The organism is Pseudomonas sp. FP603 (genome assembly GCF_030687415.1).
GTDB lineage: Bacteria > Pseudomonadota > Gammaproteobacteria > Pseudomonadales > Pseudomonadaceae > Aquipseudomonas > Aquipseudomonas wuhanensis.
This window is the reverse complement of sequence record NZ_CP117431.1, coordinates 1,277,290-1,295,216: the sequence shown is the minus strand read 5'-3', so window position 1 is coordinate 1,295,216 and position 17,927 is coordinate 1,277,290. Positions and strand designations below refer to the sequence as shown.

At 59.1% G+C, this 17,927-nt stretch carries 20 protein-coding genes; 4 read left to right on the top strand and 16 right to left on the bottom strand.

Annotated elements, in window-relative coordinates; translation table 11 throughout:
- Positions 1-4: 4 nt before the first annotated feature.
- The 9 genes from fdx to trmJ all read right to left on the bottom strand — a co-directional run bounded on the left by fdx (position 5) and on the right by trmJ (position 7,168).
- A complete protein-coding gene (gene fdx / locus PSH65_RS06070; RefSeq protein ID WP_018927066.1) occupies positions 5-346 on the bottom strand; it encodes an ISC system 2Fe-2S type ferredoxin in 342 nt (113 codons plus the stop codon).
- A gap of 3 nt (positions 347-349) precedes the next feature.
- A complete protein-coding gene (gene hscA / locus PSH65_RS06065) occupies positions 350-2,212 on the bottom strand; it encodes a Fe-S protein assembly chaperone HscA (protein WP_305425341.1) in 1,863 nt (620 codons plus the stop codon).
- 51 nt (positions 2,213-2,263) lie between these two features.
- Entirely contained in the window at positions 2,264-2,785 is a 522-nt protein-coding gene (gene hscB, locus PSH65_RS06060) for a co-chaperone HscB (protein WP_008070981.1), read from the bottom strand.
- A gap of 8 nt (positions 2,786-2,793) precedes the next feature.
- Positions 2,794-3,117, bottom strand: coding sequence for an iron-sulfur cluster assembly protein IscA (gene iscA / locus PSH65_RS06055; RefSeq protein WP_007903589.1), 324 nt, complete (start codon positions 3,115-3,117; stop codon positions 2,794-2,796).
- 34 nt (positions 3,118-3,151) lie between these two features.
- On the bottom strand, positions 3,152-3,538 hold the full coding sequence (gene iscU / locus PSH65_RS06050) for a Fe-S cluster assembly scaffold IscU (RefSeq protein WP_003443374.1): 387 nt from the start codon (positions 3,536-3,538) through the stop codon (positions 3,152-3,154).
- A gap of 85 nt (positions 3,539-3,623) precedes the next feature.
- Positions 3,624-4,838 carry an IscS subfamily cysteine desulfurase gene (locus PSH65_RS06045; protein WP_305425340.1) on the bottom strand — a complete coding sequence of 405 codons (1,215 nt, stop codon included), beginning with the start codon at positions 4,836-4,838 and terminating at the stop codon, positions 3,624-3,626.
- A gap of 50 nt (positions 4,839-4,888) precedes the next feature.
- Complete coding sequence (gene iscR, locus PSH65_RS06040; protein ID WP_007903581.1) at positions 4,889-5,380, bottom strand: Fe-S cluster assembly transcriptional regulator IscR; 492 nt, start codon at positions 5,378-5,380, stop codon at positions 4,889-4,891.
- 238 nt (positions 5,381-5,618) lie between these two features.
- Positions 5,619-6,395: a serine O-acetyltransferase gene (gene cysE / locus PSH65_RS06035; protein ID WP_305426948.1), complete on the bottom strand. Its 777-nt coding sequence runs from the start codon at positions 6,393-6,395 to the stop codon at positions 5,619-5,621.
- A gap of 2 nt (positions 6,396-6,397) precedes the next feature.
- A complete protein-coding gene (gene trmJ, locus PSH65_RS06030) occupies positions 6,398-7,168 on the bottom strand; it encodes a tRNA (cytosine(32)/uridine(32)-2'-O)-methyltransferase TrmJ (protein WP_305425339.1) in 771 nt (256 codons plus the stop codon).
- Between the two features lie 144 nt (positions 7,169-7,312).
- Here trmJ and suhB point away from each other — a divergent pair, with 144 nt between their 5' ends.
- On the top strand, positions 7,313-8,131 hold the full coding sequence (suhB, locus tag PSH65_RS06025; RefSeq protein WP_008070994.1) for an inositol-phosphate phosphatase: 819 nt from the start codon (positions 7,313-7,315) through the stop codon (positions 8,129-8,131).
- A 277-nt stretch (positions 8,132-8,408) separates the two neighbouring features.
- Here the strand turns inward: suhB and rplS are convergent, their stop codons facing one another.
- From rplS to ffh, 5 genes are all read right to left on the bottom strand, one after another.
- Complete coding sequence (gene rplS / locus PSH65_RS06020) at positions 8,409-8,759, bottom strand: 50S ribosomal protein L19 (RefSeq protein ID WP_003175895.1); 351 nt, start codon at positions 8,757-8,759, stop codon at positions 8,409-8,411.
- 45 nt (positions 8,760-8,804) lie between these two features.
- The gene (trmD, locus tag PSH65_RS06015; RefSeq protein WP_173860472.1) at positions 8,805-9,578 is read right to left on the bottom strand and encodes a tRNA (guanosine(37)-N1)-methyltransferase TrmD; all 774 of its coding nucleotides are present in this window, start codon (positions 9,576-9,578) and stop codon (positions 8,805-8,807) included.
- Positions 9,560-10,096, bottom strand: coding sequence for a ribosome maturation factor RimM (gene rimM / locus PSH65_RS06010; protein WP_046053340.1), 537 nt, complete (start codon positions 10,094-10,096; stop codon positions 9,560-9,562). The genes trmD and rimM overlap by 19 nt, the downstream gene beginning before the upstream one ends.
- 5 nt (positions 10,097-10,101) lie before the next feature.
- Positions 10,102-10,353, bottom strand: a complete 252-nt coding sequence (gene rpsP / locus PSH65_RS06005) for a 30S ribosomal protein S16 (RefSeq protein ID WP_003198088.1) — start codon at positions 10,351-10,353, stop codon at positions 10,102-10,104.
- A gap of 249 nt (positions 10,354-10,602) precedes the next feature.
- Complete coding sequence (gene ffh / locus PSH65_RS06000) at positions 10,603-11,979, bottom strand: signal recognition particle protein (RefSeq protein ID WP_123494408.1); 1,377 nt, start codon at positions 11,977-11,979, stop codon at positions 10,603-10,605.
- A gap of 210 nt (positions 11,980-12,189) precedes the next feature.
- Between ffh and PSH65_RS05995 the strand changes: the two genes are divergently transcribed.
- The 3 genes from PSH65_RS05995 (at position 12,190) to PSH65_RS05985 (ending at position 15,983) form a co-directional block, all read left to right on the top strand.
- Positions 12,190-13,002 carry an inner membrane protein YpjD gene (locus tag PSH65_RS05995; protein ID WP_030129838.1) on the top strand — a complete coding sequence of 271 codons (813 nt, stop codon included), beginning with the start codon at positions 12,190-12,192 and terminating at the stop codon, positions 13,000-13,002.
- Between the two features lie 12 nt (positions 13,003-13,014).
- Positions 13,015-14,256, top strand: coding sequence for an HlyC/CorC family transporter (locus tag PSH65_RS05990; RefSeq protein ID WP_305425336.1), 1,242 nt, complete (start codon positions 13,015-13,017; stop codon positions 14,254-14,256).
- A 410-nt stretch (positions 14,257-14,666) separates the two neighbouring features.
- Positions 14,667-15,983: an MFS transporter gene (locus tag PSH65_RS05985; protein WP_305425335.1), complete on the top strand. Its 1,317-nt coding sequence runs from the start codon at positions 14,667-14,669 to the stop codon at positions 15,981-15,983.
- Between the two features lie 126 nt (positions 15,984-16,109).
- On the opposite strand, the gene purT is transcribed toward PSH65_RS05985, so the two are convergent.
- Together purT and PSH65_RS05975 are read right to left on the bottom strand one after the other, a co-directional pair.
- Positions 16,110-17,291 (bottom strand): formate-dependent phosphoribosylglycinamide formyltransferase, encoded by a 1,182-nt coding sequence (purT, locus tag PSH65_RS05980; protein WP_305425334.1) that lies wholly within the window; start codon positions 17,289-17,291, stop codon positions 16,110-16,112.
- A 99-nt stretch (positions 17,292-17,390) separates the two neighbouring features.
- Positions 17,391-17,858, bottom strand: coding sequence for a VUT family protein (locus PSH65_RS05975; RefSeq protein WP_305425333.1), 468 nt, complete (start codon positions 17,856-17,858; stop codon positions 17,391-17,393).
- Positions 17,859-17,927 lie beyond the last annotated feature (69 nt).

Below are 17,927 nucleotides of genomic sequence, written 5' to 3'. Positions count from 1 at the left end.
TGAATCAGTGCGGCGCTTCGGCGGCATGGTTGAGCGAGTATTTCGGAATTTCAACGGTCAGGTCTTCAGTCCCGACTTTTGCCTGACAGGCCAGACGTGACTGAGCTTCCAGCCCCCAGGCCTTATCAAGATAGTCTTCCTCCAGCTCATCAGCCTCTTCCAGCGAGTCGAAACCCTCACGAATGATGCAGTGACAAGTGGTGCACGCGCAGACGCCACCACAAGCACTTTCCATCTCGATATGGTGTTCATGGGCCAGTTCGAGAATGGATATGCCAGGCTCAGCCTCCACAACCATGCCTTCCGGGCAGAACTTCTCGTGTGGCAGAAAAATGACCTGCGGCATCAATTATTCCTCGATTTCATTCAGATTGCGCCCCGCCAGAGCGGCTTTCACCGTCGAGTCCAGGCGGCGGGCAGCAAAGGCATCGGTCACTTGCGACAGACGTTTGGTCTGCTGCTCAATGGCGTAACCATCGGTGCCTTTCATCAATTCGGTCAGCTCCTGCATCTGCAATTCGATGACCATGCGCTCTTCGGCGTCGAGCAAGCGTTCGCCGTCGACATCCAGAGCCCCCTGAACCGCCTCGATCAGGCGCTGGGCATCGACCTGCTGCTCACGCAATACGCGGGCGACCTTGTCGTCGTTGGCGTGCTGGAACGAATCCTTGAGCATCTTGGCGATTTCACCGTCGGTCAGGCCGTAGGACGGTTTGACCTGAATGCTGGCTTCGACACCCGAACCCAATTCGCGGGCCGAGACACTGAGCAGACCGTCTGCATCGACCTGGAAGGTCACGCGAATCTTCGCCGCACCAGCGACCATCGCAGGAATACCGCGCAATTCGAAGCGCGCCAGGGAGCGGCAGTCACTGATCAGCTCGCGCTCGCCCTGCAATACGTGGATCGCCATGGCCGACTGACCATCTTTATAAGTGGTGAAGTCCTGAGCCCGGGCGACGGGGATGGTGGTATTGCGCGGAATCACCTTCTCCATCAGACCGCCCATGGTTTCCAGCCCCAGGGACAACGGAATCACGTCGAGCAACAGCAGTTCGCCGCCGTCACGCTTGTTGCCAGCCAGGGTATCGGCCTGGATCGCGGCACCGATGGCCACGACTTGATCCGGATCGATTTCGGTCAGCGGTTCGCGACCGAAGGCGTGCGCAACGGCTTCGCGGACGCGAGGCACGCGCGTCGAGCCGCCGACCATGACCACCGCATGAACGTCTTCCAGCTCGATACCGGAATCACGCACCGCGCGACGGCAGGCTTTCAGGCTGCGAGCAACCATTGGCTCGATCAGCGCATTGAAGGCTTCACGGGTCAACTCGGCCTTCCAGTCACCATAAGCGACTTCGACGGACGAGCAATGGGTCAGGGCTTCTTTGGCTGCGCACGCGGTTTGCAGCAGATTACGTTGCGTACCCGGATCGAGGTCGGCCGACAGACCGGCGCCCTCGATAATCCAGCCAGCAATAGCGTGATCGAAGTCATCGCCACCCAAAGCGCTGTCGCCGCCGGTAGCCAGCACTTCGAACACACCGCCGGTCAGGCGCAGAATCGAAATATCAAAGGTGCCGCCGCCCAGGTCATAAATGGCAACCAGGCCTTCAGCCTGTTGATCCAGACCGTAAGCCACCGCAGCAGCGGTTGGCTCATTGAGCAAGCGCAGCACGTTCAGACCGGCCAGCTTGGCCGCGTCCTTGGTGGCTTGACGCTGTGCATCATCGAAATAGGCTGGAACGGTAATCACCGCGCCAACCAATTCGCCACCCAAGGTCGCTTCAGCACGCTGACGCAGCACTTTGAGGATATCGGCGGAGACTTCGACCGGGCTTTTCGGGCCTTGCACAGTGTCGATGAACGGCATGTGCGACTCGCCGTCGACGAAACGGTACGGCAGCTGGTCGCCCAATTGCTTGACGTCGGACAAACCACGACCCATCAAGCGCTTGACCGACAGCACAGTGTTCAAAGGATCGGACGCGGCGGCCAGTTTGGCCGATTCGCCGACTTCGACGCGATCGGCGTGATAGCGCACGGCAGACGGCAGGATGACCTGCCCTTGCGCGTCAGCCAGAGGCTCGGAAAGACCACTGCGCAATGCAGCGACCAGCGAATTGGTAGTGCCCAAGTCGATCCCCACAGCCAGACGACGCTGGTGCGGTTGAGGACTTTGGCCGGGTTCGGCGATCTGCAGTAGGGCCATCGTTATCAGGACTTATCTGTATATCAGGCGTGCGACCGGAGCGGCACTGGGTTAATCGTCGAGGCGCTCTTCTAACTGGCGCACTTCGTAGGTGAGCTTGTCGAGGAACTGCATACGCCGCATCAGGCGCTCGGCCTGTTCACGTTGCGCTGCATCATCCCAACAGGCTGCGAAGCTTTCGTTCAGTTCATCCTGCGCAGTCTTCAGGCGACGCTTGAACACTGCGACACCCGCCAGATCGGCGCTGTCTTGCAGGTCTTCGAGCTCTTCACGCAGCTCCATCTGCTGCAGAAGAAACTCCGGATCATGCACCGTGACCTCCAGCGGCAGCTCGCGACCACCCATGGCGAGCAAGTAGCGCGCGCGCTTGGGGGGACTTTTGAGCGTCTGGTAGGCCTCGTTGAGGCTCGCGGATTGCTCTAGCGCCAGCCGCTGCTCACGCTCGGAAGCGTCTGCAAAGCGGTCCGGATGAACACCGCGCGCCAACTCACGGTAGCGCGTGGCCAACTGATCGAGATCCAGACGGAAGCTCGGCTTCAGCTCAAACAAAGCGAAATGACAAGGAGTACCCACGCGCAGCCTCAGATGTTGAAGCTTTCGCCGCAGCCACATTCACCGCGCACGTTGGGATTGTTGAACTTGAAGCCTTCGTTCAACCCTTCCTTGACGAAATCGAGTTCGGTGCCGTCCAGGTAGGCCAGGCTTTTCGGGTCGATGATCACTTTCTCGCCGTGACTTTCGAACACCTGATCCTCTGCCACCACCTCGTCGACAAACTCCAGCACGTAGGCAAGGCCGGAACAGCCTGTGGTGCGAACACCCAGGCGAATCCCTTCACCTTTGCCGCGCCCGTTGAGGGAGCGTCGCACGTGTTGAGCAGCCGCTTCTGTCATGCTGATAGCCATCGGTGACTCCTTACTCGTCGCCAAATCTTGAAAGTCAGATCAAGCCTTTCTTCTGCTTGTAGTCGCGAACGGCCGCTTTGATAGCGTCTTCAGCAAGTACGGAGCAGTGAATTTTCACTGGCGGCAGGGCCAGTTCTTCGGCCAGTTGAGTGTTCTTGATGGTCTCTGCTTCATCCAGAGTCTTGCCTTTCATCCACTCGGTCGCCAGGGAGCTGGAGGCGATCGCCGAACCGCAACCGTAAGTCTTGAACTTGGCGTCTTCGATGATGCCTTGCTCGTTGACCTTGATCTGCAGACGCATCACGTCACCGCACGCCGGAGCGCCGACCATGCCGGTGCCGACATCAGGATCTTCTGCATCCATCTTGCCGACGTTGCGCGGGTTCTCGTAGTGGTCGATGACCTTTTCGCTGTAAGCCATGATTCTTAATCCTCACTCATCAGGAGTCGCTCTTGAAACCCTGCCAATCGTGGATTCGCAGGGCCCGGTTGCGGCGACTTGAATATCAGTGTGCCGCCCACTCGATTTTCGAAATGTCGACGCCGTCTTTGTACATGTCCCACAGCGGCGACAGAGTGCGCAGCTTGGTGACGGCCTCGCAGACTTTCTGCGCGGCGTAGTCGATTTCTTCTTCGGTGGTGAATCGGCCGAAGGTGAAGCGAATCGAGCTGTGTGCCAGTTCGTCGTTGCGGCCCAGGGCGCGCAGTACATACGAAGGCTCAAGCGACGCCGAGGTGCAGGCCGAACCGGACGAAACCGCCAGATCCTTGAGCGCCATGATCAGCGACTCGCCTTCGACGTAGTTGAAGCTCAGGTTCAGGTTGTGCGGTACGCGAGCGGTCATGCTGCCGTTGACGTACAGCTCTTCCAGGCCTTCGACCTGCTTGAAGAAACGGTCGCTCAGGGCTTTGATGCGTGCATTTTCGGCAGCCATGTCTTCCTTGGCCACACGGAACGCTTCGCCCATGCCGACGATCTGGTGGGTCGCCAGGGTGCCGGAGCGCATGCCACGCTCGTGACCGCCGCCGTGCATGGTCGCTTCGATGCGCACACGCGGCTTGCGGCTGACGTACAGCGCGCCGATGCCTTTAGGGCCGTAGGTTTTGTGGGCAGAGAACGACATCAGGTCGACTTTCAGCTTCGACAGGTCAATCTCGACCTTGCCGGTGGACTGAGCAGCGTCGACGTGGAACAGGATCCCCTTGGAGCGGGTCAGTTCGCCGATGGCTGCGATGTCGTTGATGGTGCCGATTTCGTTGTTCACGTGCATGACCGACACCAGGATGGTGTCATCGCGCAGGGCAGCTTCAACCATCTCTGGAGTGACCAGACCATCTTCGCGAGGATCGAGGTAAGTCACTTCGAAACCTTCACGCTCCAGTTGGCGCATGGTGTCGAGGACAGCCTTGTGCTCAATCTTGGTGGTGATCAGGTGCTTGCCTTTGGTGGAGTAGAAATGCGCCGCACCCTTGATTGCCAGGTTGTCGGACTCGGTGGCACCGGAGGTCCAGACGATTTCACGCGGGTCGGCGTTAACCAGGTCAGCGACCTGACGACGAGCGTTCTCGACGGACTCTTCAGCTTTCCAGCCGAACACGTGGGAACGGGACGCCGGGTTACCGAAGTTTCCGTCGACCAGCAGGCATTCACTCATCTTTTGCGCGACACGCGGATCAACCGGGGTGGTCGCAGAGTAATCAAGGTAAATCGGCAATTTCATGGACTATCTCCTAAATCAGGCTGGCTGGCGTGCCGCTAGCTCTTTGGCTGTCATTCGACGGCGGACGCTTCAATCTTGTCCAGGCGCGGCGCCTTGCTATTGCAACGACGCTGGTCCTGACGCTGGGCTACTTCTTGCACCTCACGGCGAGTTACAAGGTCAGCCAAGCTGATACCGCTCAGAAATTCGTGAATCTGCAGGCTCAGATCGCACCACAAGTGGTGGGTCAGACAGGTGTCGCCTTGATGGCAATCGCCCTGGCCCTGGCATTTGGTTGCATCGACCGATTCGTTGACCGCATCGATCACCTGGGCGACCTGAATCCCCTGCATATCGCGGGACAGCTGGTAACCACCGCCTGGACCGCGAACACTGGACACCAGATTGCTGCGGCGCAATTTGGCAAAAAGCTGCTCGAGGTAGGACAGGGAAATGCCTTGGCGCTCGGAGATATCGGCCAGGGACACCGGCCCGTGCTGCGCGTGCAACGCCAGGTCAAGCATGGCGGTCACGGCGTATCGGCCTTTTGTAGTCAGTCGCATGGACAATTACCACGGAGTTCGGAATGGGGCGAGTATGCAATTCCCGAGTATTTAAGTCAACTATAAGACCTAGTACTTTAGTCAGGTTTACCCGCAAAAGAGCGCGCGCATCATAGCAAAGGCTGGCCGTGTACAGCCAGCAATTGCGAGTTATCGCTCTTCGCGAGCAAGCCCGCTCCCACAGGATTCGCGCAATCCATGTAGGAGCGAGGCTTGCCCGCGAAGAAGCCGACTCGGTCTAGCTGACCTGACTCTGATCCTTATCTTTCACGCAGGCAAAGTCTTCTTCGCGCAGTTCAGGCAGATCTTTCGCACAGTAATTACTACCCAGATCCTTCAGTGCCCCGCACATGCCTTCAAGTCGACCATCTACCGCCTGCAGATGATCGAGCAACTGGTTAATGGCTCGTGCCACCGGATCCGGCATGTCTTCACCGACACCGTAGGCATCGAAACCGATCTTCTCGGCCATGGCCTTGCGCTTGGCGTCCTGCTCTTCATCGGACTTGACGATGATCCGCCCTGGAATCCCCACCACTGTCGCCCCGGGCGGAACCGCCTTGGTGACCACGGCATTGGACCCCACCTTGGCCCCGGCACCCACCGTAAACGGGCCGAGTACTTTGGCGCCCGCCCCGACCACTACGCCATCTTCCAGCGTCGGGTGACGCTTGCCCTTGTTCCAGCTGGTGCCGCCAAGGGTCACGCCTTGATACAGGGTGACGTCGTTGCCGATCTCGGCGGTCTCACCGATAACGATGCCCATGCCATGGTCAATAAAGAATCGACGACCCACTTTGGCACCCGGATGAATCTCGATCCCGGTCAACCAGCGACCGAAGTTCGACACCAGCCGCGCCAGCCATTTCCAGCCCATGCCCCACAACGCTGACGACAGGCGATGGATCCAGATGGCGTGCATGCCCGGGTAGCACGTCAGAACCTCAAAAGCATTACGCGCCGCCGGGTCACGATGGAAAACACTTTGGATATCTTCACGCAAACGCTCGAACATCATTAATCCTTCCGTTTTAGAAGCTCACCACGGGCCGCTTTCTGGGTTTCCGTGAGGATGCCACGCAATATATTCATTTCCGCCCGGCTGACCGAGCTGCGTCCGTACAAACGGCGCAGGCGCGCCATCAAGTGCCGTGGTTTTTCCGGGTCGAGGAATTCGATGGCCACCAGCGTTTGCTCCAGGTGTTCATAGAATCGCTCTAGCTCATCCATGGTCGCCAGCTCACCACTCTTGGTGGACGCCACTTCATCCTTCTCGACCTTGCTCGGCTGACCTGCAGCCGCCAACCAGGACATGCGCACTTCATAGCTCAACACCTGCACCGCCGCCCCAAGGTTCAGCGAACTGAACTCGGGGTCTGATGGGATGTGCACGTGATAATGACATCGCTGCAGCTCTTCATTGGTCAGGCCGGAGTCTTCACGACCAAACACCAATGCGATCTCGGCACCCTGCTCCGCCTCCCCGACCACCTTCACACCGCATTCGCGGGGGTCGAGCAACGGCCAGGGAATGCGACGATCACGAGCACTGGTACCCAGCACCAGATTACAGCCGACCAAGGCATCTTCCAGAGTGGCGACGACCTGAGCTTTTTCAAGGATGTCACCGGCGCCAGACGCACGCGCATCGGCCTCGTGATGCGGGAACAACCGCGGTTCGACCAGCACCAGCCGCGACAGGCCCATGTTCTTCATGGCACGCGCAGCCCCGCCGATATTTCCGGGGTGACTGGTATTGACCAGGACGACACGAATGTTTTGCAGCAAGGGAGGCGCTCTCGAACATAAAGGGGGAGCCGAATCTTACATCCCATCCTACCGTTAAGCCATGAAAGCGAACGCCGACCTTCACCTGTAGAAACTTTCTGATAGAATGCCCGGCTTTCTTTAACAACCTTAGGTGACACATCCATGCAGCCCATGCTGAATATCGCGCTGCGCGCCGCCCGCAGCGCCAGTGAATTGATTTTCCGCTCCATCGAGCGCCTGGATACCATCAAGGTCGACGAAAAAGACGCCAAGGATTACGTATCCGAGGTGGATCGCGCCGCCGAACAGAAAATCATCGATGCGCTGCGCAAGGCTTATCCTAATCACTCGATCATGGGTGAAGAAACCGGCATGCACGCCGGTAGCGGCATCGAAGGCGAAGAGTACCTGTGGATCATCGACCCACTGGACGGCACCACCAACTTCCTGCGCGGCATTCCTCACTTCGCTGTCAGCATTGCCTGCAAATACCGCGGTCGCCTGGAGCACGCTGTTGTTCTGGACCCGGTTCGCCAGGAAGAATTCACCGCCAGCCGTGGTCGCGGCGCCCAACTGAACGGTCGTCGCCTGCGCGTTAGCGGCCGCACCAGCCTGGACGGCGCCCTGCTGGGTACCGGCTTCCCATTCCGCGACGACCAGATGGACAACCTCGACAACTACCTGGGCATGTTCCGCGCCCTGGTTGGCCAGACCGCCGGCATCCGCCGCGCTGGCTCGGCGAGCCTGGACCTGGCCTACGTGGCCGCCGGCCGTTTCGATGCGTTCTGGGAGTCGGGCCTGTCCGAGTGGGACATGGCTGCAGGCGCCCTGCTGATCCAGGAAGCTGGCGGCCTGGTGAGCGACTTCACCGGCGGTCACGACTTCCTTGAGAAAGGCCACATCGTTGCCGGCAACACCAAATGCTTCAAGGCAGTATTGACGGCGATCCAGCCGCACCTGCCAGCTTCGCTGAAGCGCTAAGCGCACAAGCAACTCAAGAAAACGCCCCGACTTGTTCGGGGCGTTTTTTTGCGCAGAAAAAAACCCTCAATGCCGCCCCCCCCCTTGCTGGAGCGGGCCTGCCCGAGAAGGCGGCGTACCAGGCAACATCAATATCGACTGTCACACCCTCTTCGCGGGCAGCCTCGCGCCTACAGGTTCCGCACCATAACGAAAAATGCCCCGCATCTTTCGATACGAGGCATTTTCTTGAATCGCCAGCCTGAACAGGCCGGCGTTTCGGCATCGGAAGCTGGACTTAAGCCAGTTTTTCCTTGATGCGAGCTGCTTTACCGGACAGGTCACGCAGGTAGTACAGCTTGGCTTTACGTACGTCACCGCGACGCTTAACGGCCATGCTGTCGATTTGCGGGCTGTAGGTCTGGAAAGTACGCTCTACGCCAACACCGTTGGAGATTTTACGAACGGTGAAAGCACTGTTTACGCCGCGGTTACGCTTGGCGATAACGACGCCTTCGAACGCTTGCAGACGCGAACGATCACCTTCCTTCACTTTCACCTGAACGACAATGGTGTCGCCCGGGGCAAAGGTAGGGATCTCTTTGGTCATCTGCTCTGCTTCGAGTGCAAGGATGATTTTGTTAGTCATGCTGTGCTCCTAAGGTAAATCGTCGGATCTACCATCGATACGTTGTTAACTATCGTCCCGCTCGCGGATGTATTCCTCGAGCAGCTTCTTCTCTTCTCCAGAAAGCGAGCGGCTTTCCAGAAGATCGGCGCGTCGTTCAAAGGTCCTACCAAGGGACTGCTGTAAACGCCAACGCCGGATATGCGCGTGATTGCCACTTAGCAATACGTCGGGAACACGCTGATCCGCATACACCTCCGGTCGGGTGTAGTGCGGGCAATCCAGCAAACCATCCGTAAAGGAATCTTCCTCGGCGGAGTCCGCATGCCCTAAAGCTCCAGGCAGCAGTCGTGTAACCGCATCGATCAGGACCATCGCCGGCAGCTCGCCGCCAGACAGTACATAGTCGCCAATCGACCACTCTTCATCGACATGAGCATCAATAAAACGCTCGTCAATACCTTCATAGCGGCCGGCAATCAGGATCAATGCATCCAGATTCGCCAACTCGCGTACCGCCGACTGAGTCAGTTGACGGCCTTGGGGGGACAGGTAAATCACCTTCGCCGCCTCCCCGGCTGCTGCCTTGGCCTGAACCAAAGCATCTTCCAGGGGCTTGATCTTCATCACCATGCCCGGACCACCGCCAAATGGGCGATCGTCCACAGTGTGATGCCGATCCGTCGTGTAGTCTCGCGGATTCCAACAGGTGAGCTGCAACAGCCCCTGTTTCACCGCCCGACTGGTGATGCCGTACTCGCTGATGGCGGAGAACATCTCGGGAAACAAACTGATCACTTCTACGCGCAGGTTAGCCACGCTTAGAAGTCCGCATCCCATTCCACCTTCATCTCGCCTGCGGCAAGGTCGACAGCCAACACGCATTGCTCCGTATAGGGCAACAGGCGTTCGCGATCATCCAGGCTGCCAGCGCAAGGCTTGACCACCATTACATCATTGGCGCCGGTTTCCAGAAGATGATCGATTTTCCCGAGCAATTGCCCGAGCTGATCAATAACCTTCAGACCTTCCAGCTGGTACCAGTAGTACTCGCCGTCGGTCAATTCAGGGAACAGGTTGCGCGGCACACAGATCTCATAACCAGCCAGAAGACGCGCTTCTTCACGATCATCAAGACCCTTGAGCTTTGCGACCAGGAACTTGTCGCTCCCACGTCCGCTGACCAGCTCAACCTGTTTCACATTACCTTCGCGCTTGAGCGTCCAGGTTTTGTACTGCAACAGGTTTTCAGTTGGATCAGTAAAGGAATACACCTTCACTTCGCCGCGAACGCCATGAACAGAATAAATTTTGCCAATAACGATCAAATCATCGGCAACAGCTGGCGTCGCGTTCATATAGCTCAGGCCGCAGCCTTAGCAGATTCCTTCAACAACTGAGCAACGCGCTCAGAAGGTTGTGCACCAACGCTCAGCCAGTAGGCTACGCGCTCTTGGTTCACGGACAGACGAACTTCTTGACCACGAGCAACAGGGTTGAAGAAACCAACCTGTTCCTTGTGCGAACCGTCGCGCGGGTTGCGGCTGTCGGTTACGGTCAAGTGGTAAAACGGGCGCTTTTTGGAGCCGCCAAGGGCAAGACGGATTGTTAGCATGTGAACATCGTTCCTGTAGTCGGTGCTGCAAATCTAAAGGCACAGCGGGCATAGGTGCCCGAAAGGCCGCATATTCTAAGGAATATCCGGACTTTTGCAAATGTCTTTTTCCGGCGACCTATCGGTCGCCATCCAGATTTGCTATAGAGCCATCGTTGAAAATGGCCAGTCAGCTCCCGCCAAGTGCGGGTTTGCTGGAGATCCCACTTCCTTGTGGGAGATGCAAGGGCAAGCCCTTGCGTAAATACTTTACATTTTCGGCATACCGCCGCCGGGCAACATACCGCCCATGCCGCGCATCATTTTAGCCATGCCGCCTTTCGCGGAGAATTTTTTCATCATCTTCTGCATCTGCTTGTGCTGCTTGATCAAGCGACCGATATCCTGCACCTGAGTGCCGGAACCCATGGCGATCCGGCGCTTGCGCGAACCGCTGATCAGCTCGGGGTCGCGGCGCTCGGCCGGGGTCATGGAGTTGATGATGGCTTCCATCTGCTTGAACTGTTTCTCTGCCGCGCCCTGGGCGTTGCCCATTTGCGCCAGATTCACGCCGCCGATGTTCGGCAGTTTGTCCATGAGGCCGCCGAGGCCGCCCATGTTCTTCATCTGTTGCAGCTGATCGCGGAAGTCTTCGAGATCGAAGCCCTTGCCCTTCTTCAGCTTCTTGGCCAGTTTATCGGCCTTGTCTTTGTCGAGGGTCTGTTCAGCCTGCTCGATCAGGCTGAGCACGTCGCCCATGCCAAGGATGCGCGACGCAATACGCTCAGGATGGAACGGTTCGAGCGCTTCGCTCTTCTCGCCCATACCGATGAACTTGATCGGCTTGCCGGTGATGGCACGTACCGACAGCGCGGCACCGCCACGAGCATCGCCGTCGACCTTGGTCAGGATCACACCGGTCAGCGGCAGCGCATCGCCGAAGGCCTTGGCCGTGTTGGCGGCGTCCTGGCCGGTCATGGCATCGACCACGAACAGGGTTTCAACCGGGTTGATCGCGGCGTGCAGCGCCTTGATCTCGCCCATCATCTCTTCGTCGATGTGCAGACGACCGGCGGTATCGACGATGACCACGTCGATGAATTTCAGTTTTGCTTCTTTAATAGCGGCTTGCGCGATGTCGACCGGCTTCTGGCTCAGGTCGGACGGGAAGAAGGTAACGCCAATTTCACCCGCGAGCATTTCAAGCTGCTTGATCGCCGCCGGACGGTAAACGTCCGCGGACACGACCATGACCGACTTCTTCTTGCGTTCTTTAAGAAAGCGCGCCAGTTTGCCGGCGGTGGTGGTTTTACCCGCACCTTGCAAACCGGCCATCAACACGACGGCAGGAGGAACGGCGCTCAGGTTCAGGTCTTCGTTGGCCGCGCCCATCAGGCTTTCGAGTTCGGCCTGGACGATTTTCACGAAGGCCTGGCCCGGCGTCAGGCTGCGCGACACCTCGGTGCCAACAGCACGTTCCTTGACCGAATTGACGAAGTCTTTGACCACCGGCAAGGCGACGTCGGCCTCGAGCAGCGCCATGCGCACTTCGCGCAGGGTGTCTTTGATGTTGTCTTCGGTCAGCTTGGCCTTGCCGGTGACATGGCGCAGCGTCTGCGAGAGACGGTCGGTTAAGTTTTCAAACATTGCGCGATCCTTTCAGGCCCTGTGTAGACCGGGATAATGGCGGCCCAGACCGGAATAAACATGTGCTCGGCGAGCCTGCGGCGTGGGCAGGTCGCGGATTATAGCGAAGACTGCGTCTGGCGGACACCTCGCCGTCAGGTTGCATGGTCTTTCGTGCTGTGGGGGTTCTATGCCAAACTCAGCGCCTTTCGGGCTTGCCTAACAGGATTTATGCTCCCCTTGTCACCCAGTTTGCTTACCACCCTCGCCGCCGCCTGCTTATATGCCGCTGCGACTCTCTATCAGGGCACTCGTCTGGCCACCGGCGCCAAGGCGAACAAGCGCCTGCTGGTCACGCTCGGTGTGCTGGCCGTGCTGGCCCACAGCGTCAGCCTGATCACCTATCTGCTGACACCGATCGGCCTGGCCCTGGACTTTTTCAGCGCCGCCAGCCTGATTGCCGCAGCGGTCATCGCCCTGACCTTGCTGGCCTGCTCGCGGATTCCGGTGGAAAACCTGCTGCTATTGCTGTTCCCGCTGGGCGCCGCCACCGTGCTGCTGGCACAGTTTGCCCCTGCCGGTACAGTGCAGATCATTGACGAAGAGCCAGGCATCCTCGCCCACATCCTCTTGTCGATCCTCGCTTACGGCATGTTCACCATCGCGGTGTTCCAGGCTTTGCTGCTGCTGGTTCAGGACCATCAGCTCAAACACAAGCATCCGTCCGGGCTGATCAAGAATTTCCCGCCGCTGCAAACCATGGAAAGCCTGCTGTTTGGTTTCCTCTGGGCTGGCTGGAGCCTGCTGTCGCTGTCACTGATCTCCGGCTGGCTGTTCGTCGAGAATCTGTTCGCCCAGCACCTGGTGCATAAAACCCTGCTGGCGTGCCTGGCCTGGATTGTGTTCAGCGTGTTGCTTTGGGGACGTAACCGCCTCGGCTGGCGCGGACACAAAGCCATCCGCTGGACCCTTGCCGGTTTTTGCCTGCTGATGCTGGCGTATTTCGGCAGCAAGCTGGTCCGCGAATACATTCTGCATATCTGACGGGCGGCATTAATGGACGACTTGCCCATAGGGCCGATGCTCGCGGTGCTGGCCCTGCTGATTTTATGGTCGGGGCTGTTTACCGCCATCGAAATTGCACAACAGCACTTGCTGGCCCAGCGAACGGCCTCGCGTTCGAGCGACAAACCCGTGGCCAAGCTGAGTTTCCCACTCAGCAGCCTGATTCTCTGCAACACCCTGTGTCGCGCGCTGGTGGTGGTCATCAGCACCTTGCTAGCGATTTTCACCTGGGCGCAAAACGGCCCATGGATTGCCTGCCTCGGTGCCAGCGCGGTGTTGCTGGTGTTCGCCGACTACCTGCCGCGCACCCTTGCCGCGCGCTATCCGGATGCCGTACTGACCCTGGGTAACACACTGCTCGGCGTACCCTTGAGGATCGTCTACCCGGCTGCCTGGCTACTCAATGCCATCAGCCAACTGCTAATGCGACCATTCGCCCGCAAAATCAACGTGGTGCAGCAAAGCGAAGACGAGGCGCCGGCAGATCGGCGCGACGATCACGAACACGCAGCCAGTCGCCCGCATTCGCTGTCAGGCATCCACGCACTGGATAACATTACGGTCAACGATATTCTGGTGCCGCGCAGTGACGTCGACGGAATCAATCTGGACGACTCCCTCGAAGAAATCATCGAGCAACTGCGCCATAACAGGCGCACCCGCCTGCCGGTATTCCACAGCGACATCAACCAGGTCGAAGCGGTGCTCAACACCCGCCAGATCCGTCATTTATTGCCGGATTCAAGCCTGACCCTGGAAGCGCTGCTGGCAGCCAGTCACGAACCGTACTTCGTACCGGAAAGCACCCCGCTGCAGCTGCAATTGCTGAATTTCCACAAGCAGCAGCGGCGCTTGGGAATGGTGGTCGACGAATACGGAGAAGTGCTGGGCATCGTGACCCTGGAAGACATTCTCGAAGAAATCGTCGGTGAATTCGAAAGCCAGCACAGCCTGGATAACCCGCACATCCATCCGCAGGCCGATGGTCGTCTGGTCATCGAGGGTGCGGCGTCGATTCGCGAATTGAACAAAAGCCTTGGCTGGCACTTGCCCAGCGATGGTCCGAAAACCCTTAACGGGTTGGTGACCGAGGCGCTGGAAACGATTCCGGACAGCGCGGTCTGCCTGAAGATCGGGCGTTATCGGCTGGAAATTCTGGAGACGGAAGACAATCGCGTCACGCGCGTGCTGATCTGGCATACCAGCTCAGTACCGGCCCTTTCCAAAATCTGACGCAATTCCTTGTGGCGAGGGGGCTTGCCTGTGGCGAGGGAGCTTGCTCCCGCTGGCCTGCGAAGCAGGCCCGATCAGCTACGATGATGCTTAACGAACGCATTCAGCCATTTTGCGGCCGCTACGCGCCCGAGCGGGAGCAAGCTCCCTCGCCACAAAAGCCATCGCATCCTCCAAGCCGCTTGTTGAATCATTAGCCGCCTTCCTATAATCAAGCTGCTTACCCAAGCCTCCGCCGAACCACGTGCTTACCCCGCACGCAGCAGGTTCCGGCCAGTTCATCGACAATATCCGCACCACTGCGACGACTGTTCCTACCTTGAACAGCGACCGTATCTCAACCCACATCCCTGGGTATTCGACCATAATAATTCGCTCCACTGGGGCACATGACTGTCAGGGATTACCGCATGACGACCAGCACAACGTTCAGCGACACCGCGCCTGTCCAACCAACCAACTCCGCCACCCGAGTAGCCACCGCGAGTTTCATCGGCACAGCCATCGAGTTCTACGATTTCTACGTCTATGCCACCGCCGCTGCGCTGGTGATCGGTCCGGTGTTTTTTCCGCAAACCTCCGGCACTGCCCAGATGCTGTCGGCGTTCCTCACCTTCGGTATCGCCTTCCTTGCGCGGCCACTGGGTTCGGCGCTGTTCGGCCACTTCGGTGACCGCATCGGGCGTAAATCGACACTGGTCGCTTCCCTGCTATTGATGGGCGTGTGTACCACGCTGATTGGCGTGCTGCCGGGTTACGACAGCATTGGCGCCTGGGCGCCGATCCTGCTTTGCGTACTGCGCTTCGGCCAGGGCCTGGGGCTGGGCGGTGAATGGGGCGGCGCCGCATTGCTGGCCACGGAGAACGCGCCCAAAGGCAAGCGCGCCTGGTACGGCATGTTCCCGCAACTCGGTCCATCGATCGGGTTTCTGGCGGCCAACGGCCTGTTCCTGACCCTGGCCATGAGCCTGAACGACGAGCAGTTCCGTTCGTGGGGCTGGCGGATTCCGTTCCTGCTCAGTGCCGCGCTGGTGATGGTGGGCTTGTACGTGCGCCTCAAGCTCCACGAAACCCCGGTGTTCGCCAACGCCATGGCTCGTCAGGAACGAGTGAAAATCCCGCTGGTCGAGCTGTTCAGCCAATACTGGGCACCGATGCTGCTGGGGGCCGGGGCGATGGTGGTGTGCTACGCGCTGTTCTACATATCAACGGTGTTTTCGTTGAGCTATGGCGTGTCGACGCTCGGTTACACCCGAGAAACCTTCCTCGGCCTGCTGTGTTTCGCCGTGCTGTTCATGGCGGCCGCAACACCGCTGTCGGCTTGGGCGAGTGATCGTTTCGGGCGCAAACCGGTGCTGATCATCGGTGGTGTGCTGGCGGTTCTGTCCGGATTCCTGATGGAACCGCTGCTGACCCAAGGCTCGACCTGGGGCGTGGCGCTGTTCCTGTGCATCGAACTGTTTCTGATGGGCGTGACATTTGCGCCGATGGGCGCGCTGCTGCCAGAGCTGTTTCCAACCCACGTGCGCTATACCGGCGCATCGGCGGCCTACAACCTGGGCGGGATCGTCGGAGCCTCGGCGGCGCCGTTCTTTGCGCAAAAACTGGTGGCGATGGGCGGTTTGAGTTATGTCGGCGGGTATGTGTCGGGGGCGGCGGTGCTGAGCTTGATTGCGGTGCTGTGCCTGAAGGAGACGCGGCATAACGATTTGAATCGGGTGGCCTGATAGACCGCCATCGCGGGCAAGCCCGCTCCCACAGGTTTTGGGTGTACACAACATCTGCGAACAACCTAAATCCTGTGGGAGCGGCGGTGCGACGATTCGACTTGCCCGCGATAGCCGCGCCTCGGTTTACAGCTCTACAACAACAGCCTGAGAAGCGCGGGTCGCTTTTGCCCGTGCAGCCTCGATCGACTCATCACGCGCCAACGCCACACCCATCCGACGCTGGCCATTAACCTCAGGCTTGCCGAACAGACGCAATGCAGTATCCGGCTCGCTCAACGCAGCGCCCAAATTGGCGAATGCGGTCTGAGCCGACTGCCCTTCCACCAGAATCACCGCCGAAGCCGATGGGCCGAACTGACGGATCAATGGAATCGGCAGGCCCAGGATCGCCCGTGCGTGCAGCGCGAACTGCGACAGGTCCTGGGAAATCAGAGTCACCAGACCGGTGTCATGGGGGCGCGGCGAGACTTCGCTGAACCAGACCTGATCACCTTTGATGAACAGCTCGACGCCAAACAGACCACGGCCACCCAGGGCTTCGGTCACCGCTTTGGCAACGCGCTCGGATTCAGCCAGAGCAACCGGGCTCATGGCTTGTGGCTGCCAGGATTCCTGGTAGTCGCCCTTCTCCTGACGGTGGCCAACCGGCGCGCAGAACGTAGTGCCGCCAACGTGGCGCACGGTCAGCAGGGTGATTTCGTAGTCGAAGTCGATGAAGCCTTCGATGATCACGCGACCTTTACCGGCGCGGCCACCTTCTTGAGCGTAATCCCAGGCCTTCTGCACGTCATCAACGCTGCGCAGCAGGCTCTGGCCTTTGCCCGAGGAACTCATGACCGGTTTGACCACGCATGGGAAACCCAGATTTTCGACAGCCTTGCTGTAGTCCTCGAAGGTGTCGGCGAAGTGGTACGGCGACGTCGGCAGACCCAGCTCTTCAGCGGCCAGGCGACGGATGCCTTCGCGGTTCATGGTCAGCTGTGCGGCGCGGGCGGTCGGAATCACGGTGAAGCCTTCGGACTCCAGCTCCACCAGGGTCGCGGTGGCGATGGCTTCGATTTCCGGCACGATGAAGTCCGGCTTCTCGGCTTCGATCACTGCACGCAGGGCGGCGCCGTCGAGCATGTTGATCACATGGCTGCGATGGGCGACTTGCATGGCCGGCGCATTGGCGTAGCGATCCACGGCAATCACTTCAACGCCCAGGCGTTGCAGCTCGATCACCACCTCCTTGCCCAACTCACCACAGCCACACAGCAATACGCGGGTCGCGGTTGGCGACAATGGAGTTCCGATACGGGTCATCTCAGGTCCTCAAGAAGCGGATCATCGAGGGATGCGGTGCCTGGCACGCTTCCCATGGGGAGAAAGCGCGGCATTTTACATGAACCTGAGGGTTTGGCTTCAGCTGGCGACAGCCTGATTACGCAAGCGCCAGGCCATGATCAGCCATACGACCGTCACACCTGCGAACTTCGAACCCATGGCGGTGAGGATCACGGCCGGAGTGAAAGCATCGATCATGCCGAAGAAGATGAAGGTGTCCAGCGGGATGCTCAGCGCCGAACTTATCCACAGGCGATCGTGCAATGGACGCTTGGTGATGCTGAACACCAGCCAGTCGATACACTCGGACACCGCGAACGCCGTAGCGCTGGCCAAGGCAATGGACGGGTCGGAAGTGACATAGGACAGCACCAGCGCCACCAGCATCGCCGCGAGCGCGCCGTGACCGAAACGGGTTTGCACCATGTCGCGCAGCACGAACACCAGACCACCCCAGGCCGACCAGATGATGTCCAGGTGCGGGGCGCTGGAAAAGGCGTAATTGATCAGCACGACGCTGCTGATGTAGGCGATCAGGAAGAACATGGGGCGGGGGATACCTGTCAATTTGGTGCACAGGGTACTTCATCTTCAGCGCACAGATCACCTGTGGCG